Raw genomic sequence first — 15,236 nt, 5'->3', positions numbered from 1 at the left:
CGTCCTTAAAAATTCCCCTTGAACCAGCCCTGCAGCTTGGTCCAGAGGCCACTGACACCTTCCCCCACCGAGATCCGCTCCACCTTGCGGCCGGCACTGTCATCCTTGCCGTAGTGCAACAGGCCCATGGCGGTGGCGAAACGGGGGTCGGCGACGTAGTCGCTCAAGCCCTTGACCGGCAGCGGCATACCGAGCCGCACCGGCATCTGGAAGATCTCTTCAGCGAACTGAATGGCGCCTTCCATCTGGGCTGTACCGCCGGTCAAGACTATGCCGGCGGCGATCTGTTCTTCGAGCCCGCTCTTGCGCAGCTCTTCCTGCACCAGTTCAAAGAGCTCCTGGTAGCGGGGTTCCACCACTTCCGCCAGGGTGTGGCGGCTCATGGTGCGTGAAGGCCGGCCACCCACGGACGGCACTTCGATGTTCTCTTCCTTGCTCACCAGGCTCTTGATGGCACAGGCGTAGCGGGTCTTGATCTCTTCGGCATGGCTGAGCGGCGTACGGAAGATCTTGGCGATGTCCGAGGTCACCTGGTTGCCGGCCGCCGGTATCACGGCGGTGTGGCGGATGGCGCCATTGGTGTAGACCACCATGTCCATGGTGCCGGCGCCCATGTCCACCACGCAGACCCCCAGTTCCTTTTCGTCGTCGGTGAGGACGGCATAGCTGGAGGCCAGGGCCGAGAAGATCAACTGGTCGGCGCGCAGGTCGCAGCGCTCCACGCACTTGATGATGTTGCGGGCCATGTCGTTGGCACAGGTCACCAGGTGCACGTTGGCGGTCAGGCGCACGCCGCTCATGCCGATGGGGCTCTTGATGCCTTCCTGGGTGTCGATGCTGAATTCCTGGGGCAGCACATGGAGGATGCGGCGGCCTTCGGGGATCTGCACCGACTTGGCGGTGTGGATCACGGCGTCCACGTCGTCCTGGGAGACCTCGGCGTCGTTGATGGGCACCATGCCGGACTCGTTGCGGCAATCGACATGGCGGCCGGAGATCGCCAGGTAAACGGCGCTGACCTGGCAGTCAGCCATCATCTCGGCCTCGTCCACGGCCCGCTGCACCGACTGGGCCACGGAGTCCAGATCGTTGACGCCGCCCTTGTCCATGCCACGGGACTGGTGGTTGCCGACGCCGAGTACATTGATCTGGCCGTCGGGCAAGGCCTCGCCCACCACCGCCACTATCTTGGAGGTGCCGATGTCGAGCCCAACGATAAGCTTTCTGTCCGTTGCCTTGGTCATGGCTTCTCTTTCTTTTCCTCTTCCTGCCAACCCACCGCGAAACCGGTGTCATACCGCATGTCCAGATAGGCTGGCTGCCTTTGCTCCCCCTTCAGGAAGGGGAAGCTGTCGATAAAGCGCTGCACCCTTCTCAGGGTGTCTTCCCGGCCCAGTACTATCTTCAGGCCGTCTTTGAGCTGCAGATCCCAGCTGTTACGGTCCGAACACCAGGCCGCCGCCAGCTGGTAACCGCTGCCTTCCAGCAGGGTGGCCAGGCCCTGGTAGCCCGCCAGCACCTCGGCGGCATTGTCGTCATCGCCGTAGAGGTGCACCAGCTGCTGCTCGGCCTCCCCCATGGCGGCCTTGAACACCTGGCCCTGGTCGTTCAACAGGGCCTTGTCGTTCCATACCGCCACCGGATGCTGCTCCACCAGGAACAGCTGCAACTTCCTGGGCCAGGCCTTGCGCACCGCCGCCTGGTAGATCCAGGGCAGGGCCTCGAGCCTTTGCTGCACCTGGTTCACGTCCACCGTGAAGAAACTGCCCAGGGGCTTCTGGTTGAGGGCGGCGCGGATCTGTGCGGCCGAGGTGTGGGGATGCTCCCCTTTCACCTCTATGCTCTCAACCGGCAACTTGCCCTGGTCCTGCATGGTGTGCCACAGGGCCAGACCACCGGCCATGAACCCCAGGCACACCAGGGCAAAAAAGCCGAGCCCCAGCCAAAAACCCCAACCGCGCACCCGCTGTCCTCAGCGGGCCGAAGCCAGGATGCGGCAAACCAGGGCGGAAAAATCCAGCCCTGTGGCGGCCGCGGCCTTGGGTACCAGGCTCTTCTCGGTCATGCCCGGCACCGTATTCACTTCCAGCAACTGGAATTGGCCATGCTCGTCCAGCATGGCGTCCACCCGGCCCCAGCCCTCGGCGCCCACGGCAGCAAAGGCCTTCATGGCCAGCTGCTTGAGCTCCTCCTCCCGCGCCGGCTCAAGGCCGCAGGGGATCAGGTACTGGGTGGTGTTGGATTTGTACTTGGCCTCATAGTCATAGAAGCAATTGGGGGTCTTCATCTGGATCACCGGCAGCGGCTGGTTGTCCAGGACGCCGACGGTAAATTCGGGGCCATTGATCCAGCGTTCCACCAGCACCACCTGGTCCAGGGCCGCCGCCGCGGCCACCGCTTCTTTCAATTCATCCACAGTGCTGGCCTTGCGCATGCCAAGGCTGGAACCTTCACGGGAGGGCTTGACCATAACGGGGCCGGCCATGATAGCAGCGGCCATTTCCTCGTCCAACTGGCCGTCGCCCAAGATCCAGAAATCCGCGGTAGGCAGACCCAGGCTTTGCCAGATCTGCTTGGTGCGCACCTTGTCCATGGCCAGGGCCGAGCCCAGCACCCGGCTGCCCGTGTAGGGCAGGCCCAGCCATTCCAGGGCGCCCTGGACAGTGCCGTCCTCGCCGCCACGGCCGTGGAGGGCGATGAAAACCTTGTCGAAGCCTTCCTTCTTGAGATCTTCCAGGGGCTTTTCGGCCGGGTCGAAGGCATGGGCGTCGACGCCGCCGGCCACCAGGCCGCGCAGCACGGCGTTTCCGGACAACAGGGAGATGTCCCTTTCGGCGGAACGGCCGCCCAGCAAGACTGCAACTTTGCTCATGACTGCACCTCCAGGCCGGCGTCGGCCAGGGTCTTGGCCAGGGCGCCGACGTTACCGGCTCCCTGGGTAATGACGAGATCCCCATCCTGCATCAGCTCATGCAGCACCCGCGGCACGTCCTCGAGGCTGGAGACGAACACCGGTTCGAGCTTGGAGCGGGAGCGGATGGTGCGGCACAGGGAACGGCTGTCGGCACCGGCAATGGGGGCTTCGCCGGCGCTGTAGACGTCCAGCATCACCAGGGCGTCCACCTGGCTCAGCACCTCGGCGAAATCTTCGTAGAGGTCGCGGGTACGGGTATAGCGGTGAGGCTGGAACACCATCACCAGGCGCTTTTCCGGCCAGCCGGCACGGGCCGCCTTGATGGTGACGTCCACCTCGGAGGGGTGGTGGCCATAGTCGTCCACCAGCATCACCTTGCCCTTGCTGGTAGCGAAGTCGCCGTAATGCTGGAAGCGGCGGCCTATGCCCTGGAACTTGGCCAGGGCGGCCTGGATGGCGGCGTCGCTGATGCCGAGATCGGTGGCGATGGCGATGGCGGCCAGGGCGTTCTGGGCATTGTGGCGGCCAGGCAGGTTGAGGGTCACCTGCAGGGGGTCATGGCCGGCGCGCTCCACCACGAAGCGGCTCTGGTTGGCGTTCTGGGAGAAATCCCGGCCGCGCACGTCGGCGCTCTCATGGAAGCCGTAGGTGATGTACTGGCGGCCCAGCTCGGGGCTGGCCAGATCACGCACCACGGGATCGTCCATGCACAGCACGGCCAGGCCGTAGAAAGGCAGGTTGTGCAGGAAGTCGACGAAGGTGGCTTTGAGCTTCTCGAAGTCACCGCCATAGGTGTCCATGTGGTCTGGCTCTATGTTGGTGACCACCGCCATCAGCGGTTGCAGGTGCAAGAAAGAGGCGTCTGACTCGTCCGCCTCCGCCACCAGGTAGTTGCCGGTCCCCAGCTTGGCGTTGGTGCCGTGGGAGTTAAGCTTGCCGCCGATGACGAAGGTCGGATCCAGGCCTCCTTCGAAGAGCAGGCTGGACACCAGGCTGGTGGTGGTGGTCTTGCCGTGGGTACCGGCCACGGCTATGCCCTGGCGAAAGCGCATCAGCTCGGCCAGCATCTCGGCGCGGCGCACCACGGGAATGCGGCGCTCACGGGCGGCCAGCACCTCGGGGTTGTCACCCTTGATGGCGCTGGAGACCACCACTACAGAGGCGTCCTGGACCTGTTCCGCCTTGTGCTCAGGCCAGATGATGGCACCCAGGCTGGCCAGCCTGTCGGTCACGGCGTTGCGGCTCAGGTCGGAGCCTGTCACTTCGTACCCTTCGCCCAGCAGGACTTCGGCGATACCCCCCATGCCGGCACCACCGATGCCGACAAAGTGGATCCGCTCAACGCGGCGCATTGGGCCTGTTCTGGTCATAGTCTTTCACTCTTCTCATAGCCGGCTAAGTGCCGGCAGACCGAGGCCACGGCCTCGGTCGCATCGGGTTTGGCCTGGCGGTGGGCCTGCTCGCCCATCGTCGCCAGCTGTTCTGGGTCGTAGTGCCACTCCCGCAACAGGGAAGCGACACGTTCGGCATTCAATTGGGGCTGCGGCAGCAGCAGGGCCCCATGGTGTTCGGTGAGGAAGCGGGCATTTTGGGTCTGGTGGTCGTCCACCGCAATAGGCAGGGGCACCAGTATCGACGGCAGCCCCACTGCGGCCAGTTCTGAGACCGTCAGGGCGCCGGCCCGGCAGATGGCCACATCGGCCCAGCCGTAGGCGGCGGCCATGTCGTCCACGAAGTCCGAGACCTTGGCCTCGAAGCCCAGCTCGTCGTAGCGCTGCTGCACCGCTTGGCTGCGGCCCTTGCCGGTCTGGTGGAAGACATCCAGCGGCACCCCGGCCTTGGCGAAGGCCTCTGGCAGCACCTCGTTGAAGACCTGGGCGCCCAGGCTGCCGCCGATCACCAGCACCCGCAGCGGGCCGCTGTGGCGGTGGCGCTCGATCTTGAACAGCAGCTCGCGGATGGGGTTGCCCACCACAGGAGCCTTGTCGAAGGCGCCGGGGAAGGCCTGCAGCACCTTGCTGGCCACCTTGGCCAGGTACCTGTTGGTGACACCGGCCACGGCGTTTTGTTCATGGAGCACCAGGGGAATGCCACGCAATCTGGCGGCGATGCCGCCGGGGCCTGAGGCAAAGCCGCCCATGCCCAGCACCACGGCCGGTTGCAGGCGGCCGAAGAGGCGCCAGGCATCCCAGACCGCCTTGACCAGCTTGAAGGGGGTGACCAGCAGCCGCTTGAGGCCATTGCCGCGCACCCCTTCGATGTGTACGAAATGCAGGGGGATGTCGTACTTGGGTACCAGATCGGCTTCCATGCGGCTGGGGGTGCCCAGCCAATCCACCAACCAGCCTTCCTTCTGTAGCTGCTGGGCCACGGCCAGGGCCGGGAATATGTGCCCGCCGGTACCACCGGCCATCACCATCAGACGTTTCATGAGCGGCCTCCCCTGGCTTCGTTTAGCCCTGCCAGGCGGCGGCCGCCGCTGATACCCACTGGCATCACCATCAGTCTTTTCATGAGCGGCCTCCCCTGGCCTGCTGGCCGGCCAGGCGGCCTTCATGGTCGATACGCACCAGCACCATCAGGGCTATGGTCATGATCCAGAGGCTGGAGCCGCCGTAACTCACCAGCGGCATGGTCAGGCCCTTGGTGGGGAAGGCACCGGCCGCCACCCCCAGGTTCACGGCCGCCTGGAAGGCGACCCAGATGGCGATGGCGTAGGCGAAGAAGCCCTCGAAGAAGCGCTCGTTGGCCATGGCGTCGCGGCCTATCTTCAGGGCCCGCAGCACCACCCAGAAGACGACCAGCATCAGCAGGGCTATGGCCACGAAACCCAGCTCCTCGGCCACTATGGCCATGATGAAGTCGGTGTGGGCCTCGGGCAGGTATTCCATCTTGAGGATGGAGTTGCCGAGACCCTGGCCGGTCAGGCCGCCGCGGCCGAAGGCCATCAAGGACTGGGTCAGCTGGTAGCCGGTGCCGAAGGGGTCGGCCCAGGGGTCGAGGAAGCCGGTGACCCGCTTCATGCGGTAGGGCTCGGTGACCACCAGCAGCACCAGGGCCGCGACCCCCATGATGATCATGGCGATGAACTGCCAGACCCGGGCGCCGGCCAGGAACAACAGGCCCAGGGTGGTGACCAGCATCACCACTACGGTGCCGAGGTCGGGCTGCATCAGCAGCATCAGCGCCATCAGGAAGAAGACCCCCAGGGGCTTCAAGAAGCCCACTAGGTTTTCCCGCACTTCCTGGTGGCGGCGCACCAGGTAGCCGGAGAGATAGGCGAAGAGGAACAGCTTGGCCGGCTCGGCGGCCTGGAGGTGTATGGGGCCTATGGCTATCCAGCGGGTGGCGCCGTTCACCGAGTGGCCCACCACCAGCACCACCGCCAGCATGCCCATGGCCGCCAGCAGCAGGTAGCCGTTGAACCTGGCCCAGACAGCGATGGGGATCTGCAGGGTGATCACCGCCAGCACCAGGGCCCCCAGCACGAAGGCCGTCTCGCGGTAGATGAAATGGAAAGGATCGCCGGTGAGGCGGGTCGCCTCCGGCATGGAGGCCGAGGCGATCATCACCCAGCCGAAGGCCATCAGCCCCAGCACTACTGCGATAAGGCCGCGGTCGTAGAGGGCCGGTTCGGCCTCGCTCTGGAAGAAGCGCTCACGCAGCATGGCGATCATAGGGCCTCCACCAGTTCGCGAAAGCGCGCGCCCCGCGCCTCGAAGTTCTTGAACTGGTCCAGGCTGGCACAGGCCGGAGACAGCAGCACCAGGTCGCCTGCCTTGGCCAGGCTGGCGGCCAGGGGCACCGCCTCGTCGAGGCTCGCCACCAGGTGGCAGCCGGCCTTGAGGGCGGCGATGGCGGCGCCGTCCTTGCCGAAGCAGATAAGCTCGCGCACCTTGCCGAGGCGCGCCTTGAGCGGGCTGAGATCCGCGCCCTTGGCGTCACCGCCGGCCAGCAGGATGATGTCGCCAGGGATATCGGCAAAGCCGTCCAGGGCCGCCTCGGTGGAGCCGAGGTTGGTGGCCTTGGAGTCGTTGACGAAGCGCACCCCGCCCTTGTCGGCCACCGGCTCGCAGCGGTGTGGCAGGCCGCCGAAGTGCTTGAGGCTCTCCAGCATGGCGGCCAGGGGAATGCCGGCCGCCTCTCCCAAGGCCAGGGCCGCCAGGGCGTTGAAGTGGTTGTGGCGGCCCAGCAAGCACACATCGGAACTGCGGATAAGGGGCGTCTCGCCCTTGCTCAGCCAGCCGTCGGCCAGGTGGTACTGGCCCTGTTCGCCGAAGCTGACGCCGCCCTTGGCAGGCCGGGTCGCCTTGTCGTCGCTGTTGTAGATGCAGTGCTCGGCATGCTCATAGATGCGCTGCTTGGCGCGAGCGTAACCGGCCATGCCGTCGTAACGGTCCAGGTGATCCGGGCTCAGGTTGAGGATGGTGGCCGCCACCGCCTTGAGGCTGGAGGTGGTCTCCAACTGGAAGCTGGACAGCTCCAGCACATAGAGCTCGGCGTCCATGGGCAGGGCCAGCACGGGCACCCCTATGTTGCCCCCTACCGCCACCTTGATGCCGGCCCTGGCCGCCATGTCCCCCACCAGGGTGGTGACTGTGCTCTTGCCGTTGGAGCCGGTGATGGCGATGACGGGGGCCTCGACCGAGCGGGCGAAAAGCTCCACGTCCCCCAGCACCTCGACGCCGGCATCTTGGATGGCTGGCACGTCCTTGGCCAGGCCCGGGCTCAGCACCAGGTAATGGCACTGGCTGAGCTTGGCGGCGTCCAGGGGCCCCAAAGTGACGGGCACGTCGCTCGGCAGCTGGGCCAGGCCCGGCGGATTGTCGCGGGTGTCGAAGGCATGCACGGCCAGGCCCCTGGCCTTCAGCCAGGAGATGGTCGCCATACCGCTCAGTCCCAGACCCACGACCCCTATCATCAGCGCACCTTCAAGGTTGCCAGGCCGATCAGCACCAGGATCAGGGAGATTATCCAGAAACGGACTATCACCCTGGGCTCAGGCCAGCCTTTGAGTTCGTAATGGTGGTGGATGGGCGCCATACGGAAGATGCGCTGGCCGCGCAGCTTGTAGGAGCCCACCTGCAGGATCACCGACACCGTCTCCATGACGAAGACGCCGCCCATGATCACCAGCAAAATTTCCTGGCGCACCAGCACGGCGATGATGCCGAGGGTGCCGCCCAAGGCCAGGGAACCCACGTCCCCCATGAACACCTGGGCCGGGTAGGTGTTGAACCAGAGGAAGCCGAGGCCGGCTCCCACCAGGGCGGTGCAGAGGATCACCAGCTCGGAGGCCTGGGGCACATAGGGGATGTGCAGGTAATTGGCGAAGTTGACGTTGCCGGTGACATAGGCGATGAGGGCGAAGGCCGCCGCCACCATGACGGTGGGCATGATGGCCAGGCCGTCCAGGCCGTCGGTGAGGTTGACGGCGTTGGAGGTGCCCACCATCACGAAGTAGGTCAGCACTATGTAGAAGAGCCCGAGCTGGGGCATCACGTCCTTGAGGAAGGGCAGCACCAGCTGGGTTTCCTCGGGCCTGGCCTGGACATAGAGGAAGAAAGCCACGCCCAGGGCCACCACCGACTGCCAGAAGTACTTCCAACGGGCGATGAGGCCCTTGGGATCCTTGCGCACCACCTTGCGGTAGTCGTCCACGAAGCCGATGGCGCCGTAGGAGAGCAGCACGAAGAGCACCACCCAGACATAGACGTTGTCCAGGTTGGCCCAGGCCAAGGCAGCCACCGTCACCGACAGCAGTATCATGATGCCGCCCATGGTGGGGGTACCGGACTTGGAGAGGTGGGACTGGGGGCCGTCGTCGCGGACCGTCTGGCCCACCTGCAGGCGCACCAGGGCCTTGATGAGGCGCGGCCCCATGTAGACGGACAGGATCAGCGCCGTCAGGGCACTCAAGATGGCCCTGAACGTCAGGTAGGAAAAGACATGGAACCCATTGATGTAATGGGCGAGGTATTCCGCCAGCCAGACTAACATGCCAGGCCCTCAGGAGCCGCCAACCGGCTCGCCGCTATCAAATCCACTACCAACTCCATGCGCGAACTGCGCGCGCCTTTAACCAAGATGCTGACCTCGGCCGTCTCTGCCGCCAAGGCCTGGGCCAGGCTGGAGACCAGCCCTTCCCTGTTGTCGTAATGCCCGGCCCCAAGGCCGAAGGCGTCGCTGGCCGCCTGGCTCAGCACCCCCAGGGTGAAGAGGTTGTCTATGCCCATTTCCTTGGCGTAGTGGCCCAGTTCGGCATGGTAGTGCCGGGCCTTTTCCCCCAGCTCGCCGAGATCCCCCAGCACCAGCACCCGCCGGCCCGGGTAGCGGGCCAGGGCGTCGATAGCGGCGCGCACGGCCCCCACAGAGGCGTTGTAGGTGTCGTCGATGAGGCGGCCGTGGGCCAGGGCCCTGATGTTGAGGCGACCGGGAACGGGCCTGACCTGAGCCAGCCCCGCCGCTATGGCCTTGGCGTCGATGCCCAGGGCATAGGCGCAGGCCGCCGCGGCCATGGCGTTGGCCACGTTGTGCAGGCCGGGCAGCGGCATGGTCACTGCCAGGCTTTGGCCGGGCAGCGGCATGGTCACTGCCAGGCTTTGGCCGGGCAGGTGCAGCTCGAAACGGCTGCCGCCGTCCAGCAGGTCGACGATGTTCGAGGCGCTGACATCGGCCCCGGCCTTGTGGCCGAAGGTCAGCACCTTGTGGTCCTTGAGCTGGGCCAGCCAATCGGGGGCAAAGTCGTCGTCCAGGTTGACGACGGCGGTGCCGCCGGCCCTGAGGGCGCCGTAGATCTCGCCCTTGGCGCGGGCTATGCCGGCCAGGGTGCCGAAGCCTTGCAGATGGGTGGGGGCCACGTTGTTGACCAGCACCACGTCGGCGTTGACCAGGGAGGCGGTGTAGGCGATCTCCCCTTCGTGGTTGGCACCCAGCTCGAAGACGCCGAACCGGTGCTGTGGCTCGAGGCGCAGCAGCGTCAGGGGCACGCCTATGTCGTTGTTGAAGTTGCCCTGGGTGGCCAGTACGGGGCCGACCTGGGCCAGGATGGCGGCCAGCATCTCCTTGACGGTGGTCTTGCCGCAGGAGCCGGTCAAGGCCACGGACTGGGGATGCAGCTTGTCCTTGAGGTACTGGCCCAGGCGGCCCAGGGCCAGGCGGGTGTCCTTGACCAGCAGCTGGGGCTGGACACTGTCCACGGGCCGGCTCACCACCAATGCCGCGGCTTTGCGGGCGTCCTGGATGAAGTCGTGGGCGTCAAAGCGCTCACCCTGCAAGGCGATGAACAGCTCGCCGCCCTGCAGATTGCGGGTGTCGGTGCTGACCAGGCTGATGGTCAGGTCCTGGCCCACCAGCTCGGCGTCCAGGGCCTTGGCAATTTCCGACAGGGGCAGGTTCAGCATGACGCCTCCTCGTCCAGCACTCGCTGGACTTCCTCGATATCGCTAAAGGGCAGGCGGCGGCCTCGGATCTCCTGGTAATCCTCGTGGCCCTTGCCGGCCACCAACACCAGGTCCCCCGGCGCCGCCATTGAGATGGCATGGCGGATGGCGTCCCGACGGTCCGCCACCACCTGCATGGCGTCACCATAATGGCCGCCTGCCAACATCTGCTGAATGATGGCCATGGGATCCTCGGAGCGGGGATTGTCCGCCGTCAGCACGCCGATATCGGCGCCCCTGGCCACGGCTTGGGTCATCAGGGGGCGCTTGCCCGGATCCCTGTCGCCGCCGCAGCCGAAGACGCACCAGAGCTTGCCCTTGGTGTGGAAGCGCAATGCCTTGAGGGCCACTTCCAGAGCGTCGGGGGTGTGGGCATAGTCCACCACCACCAGCGGCTTTCCTGGTTTCTCAATGGTCTGCATGCGGCCTGTGACGGCCTTGACGAAGGTGGCGGCGGCGCAGAGTTCGTCCAAAGGCAGGCCCAGGGCCAGGCCGGCGGCGATGGCCGCCAGCAGGTTGGAGAGGTTGAACAGGCCCAGCAGCGGCGAGGCCAGCTCGGCCTCGCCGAAGCTGCCCAGCACCCGGGCCCGCACGCCGCCCAAATGGGGGCGCACGTCGGTCACAAAGAGCACCTGGTCGGCGATGTCGGGATCCAACGGCGAAAGACCGAAGGCGATGCAGTGCTGGCGGCCTTTGCGCTCACGTAGCCAGGCTTCCCCCAGGGGGTCGTCGGCGTTGATGACGGAGGCGTCCAAGGTCGGCCAGTCGAAGAGCTGGGCCTTGGCGGCGGCATAGGCCCCCAGGGTGCCGTGGTAGTCCAGGTGATCGCGGCTGAGGTTGGTGAAAACCGCCACCTTGTATGGCACTGCGCTGACCCGGCCCTGCATCAGGGCGTGGCTGGACACTTCCATGGCCGCCACCTGGCAACCCTGGGCGGCAAGGCCGGCCAGGGTCCTGGCCACCCCTATGGCGTCCGGGGTGGTGTTGAGGGCTGGCTCGAGGGCGTTGAAGCGGCCCGCGCCCAGGGTGCCGACGATGCCGGCCGGCCTGTCCAGCTTGTCACAGAGCTGGGCCAACAATTGCGAAGTGGTGGTCTTGCCGTTGGTGCCGGTGATGCCCACCGGCAGGATGGCCGGCTCGCCGAAGAAGCGCCAGGCGATGGCGGACAGCCGCCGGCGCAGGTCGGGCAGGGTCACCAGGGGCTTGCCGCCACGCAGGCTGAGGCCAGCTTCTTCCCCTTCCGCCAGCACGGCACTGGCGCCCCGCTCCAGGGCCTGGTCGATGAAGTCGCGGCCGTCCACCTGGTGGCCGGGTATGGCGACAAAGAGGCAGCCGGGGCCGGCCTGGCGGGAATCCAGGCTCAGGTCGGTCACGGCCACCTGGCTGTCCAGGTCACACCAGGGCGAAAGCAGTTGCTGCAGGGTCCAATCAGCCACGGTGCATCTCCTTGTCGCTTGCGGCCACCCTCATGTCGGGTGTGATGGCGTCCGGTGTGACGTTGAGCAGCGACAAGGCGCCGCCCATGACGCTGGAGAACACCGGAGCCGCCACGTCGCCGCCGTAATAGAGGTCGCCGCTGGGTTCGTTGATCATCACCACTATGGCCAGCTTGGGATGGGAGGCCGGCGCCAGGCCGGCAAAGCTGGCCACGTATTCGTTGCCGTAGCCGCCGGCCACGGCCTTGCGGGCCGTGCCCGTCTTGCCCGCCACCCGGTAACCGGGTACGGCGGCCTTGGGCGCCGTGCCGCCTGGGCGCACCACGGACTCCATCATGTGCAGCACTTCCCTGGCCACCTTGGGCTTGACCACCTGCTCGGCCGGAGGATGGGGCAGGCCCTTGATGATGGACAGGGGCAGGCGGCGGCCTTCGTTGCCCAGGGTGGCGTAGGCGCGGGCCAGTTGGGCCGGGGTGACGCTGATGGAGTAGCCGAAAGCCAGGGTGGCCAGCTCGAATTCGGACCAGCGCGGCCTGTCGTACTGGAAGAGGCCGGCAGATTCCCCCACCAGGTCGATGCCGGTTTCGGAGCCGAAGCCGAACTTGGTGTAGGTGCCCAGCAGCTCTTCCTTGGGCAGGGCCAGGGCCAGCTTGGCGATGCCCATGTTGGAGGACTTCTCGATGATGGTGGTGAGATCGATGACGCCGAGGTTGCGGTGGTCCTGCACCCGGCGACCGCCCAGGCGCATCCAGCCCGGGTTGGTGTCTATCTTCTGGTCCAGCTTGACGGCGCCGTTGTCCAGGGCCGCCATCATGGCCAGGGGCTTGGCGGTGGAGCCGGGTTCGAAAACGTCGGTGATGGCGCGGTTGCGCAGCTGATAGGCTTTGACGTCGGTGCGGTTGTTGGGGTTGTAGGAGGGCACGTTGGCCATGGCCAGCACCTCGCCGGTAGGCACGTCCACCACCACTACTGAGCCGCTGGTGGCCTCGTAGTAGCTGACCGCCTTCTTCAGCTCCCGGTAGGCCAGGGCCTGGATGCGCTGGTCTATGGTCAGTTGCAGTTCCTGGGGCTTCTCCGCCGCCTGCAGGGTGCCGAGGGATTCCACCACCCGGCCCAGGCCGTCCTTGCGCACCTTGCGCTTGCCGGGAGTGCCGGTCAGCAGATCGTCATAGGTCCGCTCTATGCCTTCCAGGCCATGGTCGTCGATGTTGGTGAAGCCGATGATGTGGGCGTCCACTTCCCCCGTGGGGTAGTAGCGCTTGGATTCCCGCTTCAGGCCGATGCCGGGGATCTTCAGTTCCTTGACGTAGTGGGCCATGGCCGGGGTCACCTGGCGCTGCAGGTAGACGAAGCGGCGGCTGGGGTCGGAGCTTATCTTGTCCATCAGGTCATGGGCGTCGGTACCCAGCACCTCGGCCAGGGCCTGCCAGCGGCGTTTGTCCTGCAGGCCGCCCTTGTCCAGCACCACTTTGGGATCGGCGTAGATGGCATCCACCGGCACCGACACCGCCAGTTCCTCGCCGTTGCGGTCTGTGATGAGGCCCCTCGGCACCTGGGTGGAGGTCACCCGCAGGGAGCGGTTGTCCCCTTCCTGGCGCAGCCGGTCGGGGGAGATCACCTGGATATAGGCAGCACGGGCCACCAGCGCCGTGAAGACGGCGCCCATCACAGCGATGGCGAACAAGTGGCGCCAGTTGATGACGCCGGGCTTGACGCGGTTACGTGCGTGCCTCTTGCTCATTTGAGCTCTATGACCTTTTCGTCGGTGCGGGCGACCCGCTTCATGTTCATCTGGCGCTGGGCTATGCCTTCGACCCTGCTGTGCTCACCCAGGGCCCCTTCCTCCAGGTTGAGGTGGCGCCACTCCACGTCCAGGCTTTCCCGCTCCACCATCAGCTGCTCCTTCTCGGCGGTGAGCAGGCGATTGCCCTGGGCCAGGTCGACCACGGCAAAGGCCGAAGCGATAACCGCAAAAAAGAGCAAAAGCAGCCACTTGGACTGCCAGAGTTCAGCTGCGATAAGGGCGGCAAGCCGGGGCTGGCGTTCAGCCATGGGGCGCCTCCGTCCGCTCCGCCACCCGCAGCACCGAGCTGCGGGCGCGGGGGTTGGCCTGGGTCTCTTCTTCGCTGGGGAAGATGGGCTTGCCCAGGGACTTCAATTTCTTGTGGTGCTTGATCTGGTCCTGGGTCACCGGCAGGCCGGGGGGCAGCTCTGGGCCCTTTTCCTGGGCGCGGATGAACTGCTTGACCAGGCGGTCTTCCAGGCTGTGGAAGCTGATCACCGCCAGCCGGCCGCCGGGCTTGAGGACGCGCAGGGCGCCATCCAGGGCCTTTTTCACCTCGTCCAGCTCGCTGTTGATGTAGATGCGGATGGCCTGGAAGGAGCGGGTAGCAGGGTGCTTGTGCTTTTCCTTGCTGGGGGCGGCCTTGGCGATAAGGTCGGCCAGTTCGTTGGTACGGGACAGGGGCGCCTGGTTGCGGCGTTCCACTATGGCGCGGGCGATGCGCCTGGCGTAGCGCTCCTCGCCGAAGGTCTTGAGCACGAAGGCGATGTCATCGGCCTCGGCGCGGTTGAGCCAATCGGCGGCGCTTTCACCGCTGGTGGGATCCATGCGCATGTCCAAAGGCCCGTCGCGCAGGAAGCTGAAACCCCGCTCGGCGTCGTCCAGCTGGGGCGAAGAAACCCCGAGATCCAGCAGCAGGCCGTCCACCTGGCCGGCGACACCTGCCTCGGTCAGGTACTCGGCGAGACCAGAGAAAGGCCCCTGGATGATGGAAAAGCGCGGATCGGCCATGGCCTTGGCGGCGGCTATGGCGGTGGGATCCCGGTCGATGGCGATGAGGCGGCCTTCCGGCCCCAGCTTTGCCAGGATGGCGCGGGAATGGCCGCCACGGCCAAAGGTGCCGTCCACGTAGAGGCCATCCGGCTTGATGGCCAAGGCCTCGATGCTTTCGCCCAGCAGTACGCTAACGTGTTCGGTCACAGTGAAAAGTCCTTCAGGGCGTCGGTGAGTTCCAAGTCGGCACCATCGCCGATGGCGGCCATGTCGGCGGCGATCTGCGCCTGCCAGGCCGTATCCGACCAGATCTCGAATTTGTTGAACTGGCCCACCAGCATCACCTTGCCGTCCAGGCCGGCATGGTTGCGAAGGGGACCGGTGAGGAGCACCCGTCCCTGGTTGTCCAGGTCCAGTTCGGTGGCGTGGCCGAGCAGCATGCGCTGCATGCGGCGCTCGGCGGGTTTCATGGAGGAGAGGCGGCTGAGCTTGCGCTCTATCAGTTCCCATTCCGCCAGGGGGTAGAGCAAGAGGCAGGGTTGGTGGATATCTATGGTGCAGACCAGCTGGCCTTCGCAGTCAGCAAGGAGCCGATCGCGATACCGCTTGGGTATCGCGAGCCGTCCTTTGCTGTCCAGGCTCACTTCGCTCGCACCACGAAACATCGT

13 protein-coding genes and 1 pseudogene are annotated in these 15,236 nt (G+C 65.9%); all 14 read right to left on the bottom strand.

The window, feature by feature from the left end:
* Positions 1-5 precede the first annotated feature (5 nt).
* The 14 genes and pseudogenes from ftsA to mraZ all read right to left on the bottom strand — a co-directional run bounded on the left by ftsA (position 6) and on the right by mraZ (position 15,233).
* Positions 6-1,244: a cell division protein FtsA gene (gene ftsA / locus PVT67_RS02230; protein ID WP_301497372.1), complete on the bottom strand. Its 1,239-nt coding sequence runs from the start codon at positions 1,242-1,244 to the stop codon at positions 6-8.
* Positions 1,241-1,963: a cell division protein FtsQ/DivIB gene (locus tag PVT67_RS02225; protein ID WP_301497370.1), complete on the bottom strand. Its 723-nt coding sequence runs from the start codon at positions 1,961-1,963 to the stop codon at positions 1,241-1,243. The genes ftsA and PVT67_RS02225 overlap by 4 nt, the downstream gene beginning before the upstream one ends.
* A 9-nt stretch (positions 1,964-1,972) precedes the next feature.
* Complete coding sequence (locus tag PVT67_RS02220; protein ID WP_301497368.1) at positions 1,973-2,872, bottom strand: D-alanine--D-alanine ligase; 900 nt, start codon at positions 2,870-2,872, stop codon at positions 1,973-1,975.
* A complete protein-coding gene (murC, locus tag PVT67_RS02215) occupies positions 2,869-4,266 on the bottom strand; it encodes a UDP-N-acetylmuramate--L-alanine ligase (protein WP_301497366.1) in 1,398 nt (465 codons plus the stop codon). The genes PVT67_RS02220 and murC overlap by 4 nt, the downstream gene beginning before the upstream one ends.
* A gap of 14 nt (positions 4,267-4,280) precedes the next feature.
* Positions 4,281-5,345, bottom strand: coding sequence for an undecaprenyldiphospho-muramoylpentapeptide beta-N-acetylglucosaminyltransferase (murG, locus tag PVT67_RS02210; RefSeq protein ID WP_301497364.1), 1,065 nt, complete (start codon positions 5,343-5,345; stop codon positions 4,281-4,283).
* A gap of 79 nt (positions 5,346-5,424) precedes the next feature.
* A pseudogene (gene ftsW, locus PVT67_RS02205) lies at positions 5,425-6,540 on the bottom strand (cell division protein FtsW); the annotation flags it as partial.
* A 47-nt stretch (positions 6,541-6,587) separates the two neighbouring features.
* Positions 6,588-7,835, bottom strand: a complete 1,248-nt coding sequence (gene murD, locus PVT67_RS02200; protein ID WP_301497360.1) for a UDP-N-acetylmuramoyl-L-alanine--D-glutamate ligase — start codon at positions 7,833-7,835, stop codon at positions 6,588-6,590.
* Positions 7,835-8,914 (bottom strand): phospho-N-acetylmuramoyl-pentapeptide-transferase, encoded by a 1,080-nt coding sequence (gene mraY, locus PVT67_RS02195; protein WP_301497358.1) that lies wholly within the window; start codon positions 8,912-8,914, stop codon positions 7,835-7,837. The genes murD and mraY overlap by 1 nt, the downstream gene beginning before the upstream one ends.
* The gene (locus PVT67_RS02190) at positions 8,908-10,317 is read right to left on the bottom strand and encodes a UDP-N-acetylmuramoyl-tripeptide--D-alanyl-D-alanine ligase (protein WP_301497355.1); all 1,410 of its coding nucleotides are present in this window, start codon (positions 10,315-10,317) and stop codon (positions 8,908-8,910) included. Before PVT67_RS02190 ends, mraY begins: the two co-directional genes overlap by 7 nt.
* On the bottom strand, positions 10,311-11,792 hold the full coding sequence (locus PVT67_RS02185) for a UDP-N-acetylmuramoyl-L-alanyl-D-glutamate--2,6-diaminopimelate ligase (protein WP_301497353.1): 1,482 nt from the start codon (positions 11,790-11,792) through the stop codon (positions 10,311-10,313). The genes PVT67_RS02190 and PVT67_RS02185 overlap by 7 nt, the downstream gene beginning before the upstream one ends.
* Positions 11,785-13,533: a peptidoglycan D,D-transpeptidase FtsI family protein gene (locus PVT67_RS02180; RefSeq protein WP_301497351.1), complete on the bottom strand. Its 1,749-nt coding sequence runs from the start codon at positions 13,531-13,533 to the stop codon at positions 11,785-11,787. The genes PVT67_RS02185 and PVT67_RS02180 overlap by 8 nt, the downstream gene beginning before the upstream one ends.
* The gene (gene ftsL / locus PVT67_RS02175; RefSeq protein WP_301497349.1) at positions 13,530-13,844 is read right to left on the bottom strand and encodes a cell division protein FtsL; all 315 of its coding nucleotides are present in this window, start codon (positions 13,842-13,844) and stop codon (positions 13,530-13,532) included. Before ftsL ends, PVT67_RS02180 begins: the two co-directional genes overlap by 4 nt.
* A complete protein-coding gene (gene rsmH / locus PVT67_RS02170) occupies positions 13,837-14,775 on the bottom strand; it encodes a 16S rRNA (cytosine(1402)-N(4))-methyltransferase RsmH (RefSeq protein ID WP_301497346.1) in 939 nt (312 codons plus the stop codon). The genes ftsL and rsmH overlap by 8 nt, the downstream gene beginning before the upstream one ends.
* Positions 14,772-15,233, bottom strand: coding sequence for a division/cell wall cluster transcriptional repressor MraZ (mraZ, locus tag PVT67_RS02165; RefSeq protein WP_301497344.1), 462 nt, complete (start codon positions 15,231-15,233; stop codon positions 14,772-14,774). Before mraZ ends, rsmH begins: the two co-directional genes overlap by 4 nt.
* Positions 15,234-15,236 lie beyond the last annotated feature (3 nt).

The organism is Gallaecimonas kandeliae, from assembly GCF_030450055.1.
Lineage (GTDB): Bacteria > Pseudomonadota > Gammaproteobacteria > Enterobacterales > Gallaecimonadaceae > Gallaecimonas > Gallaecimonas kandeliae.
Note: the sequence above shows the minus strand (reverse complement) of the source record. Positions and strands in the feature narration are given on the sequence as shown.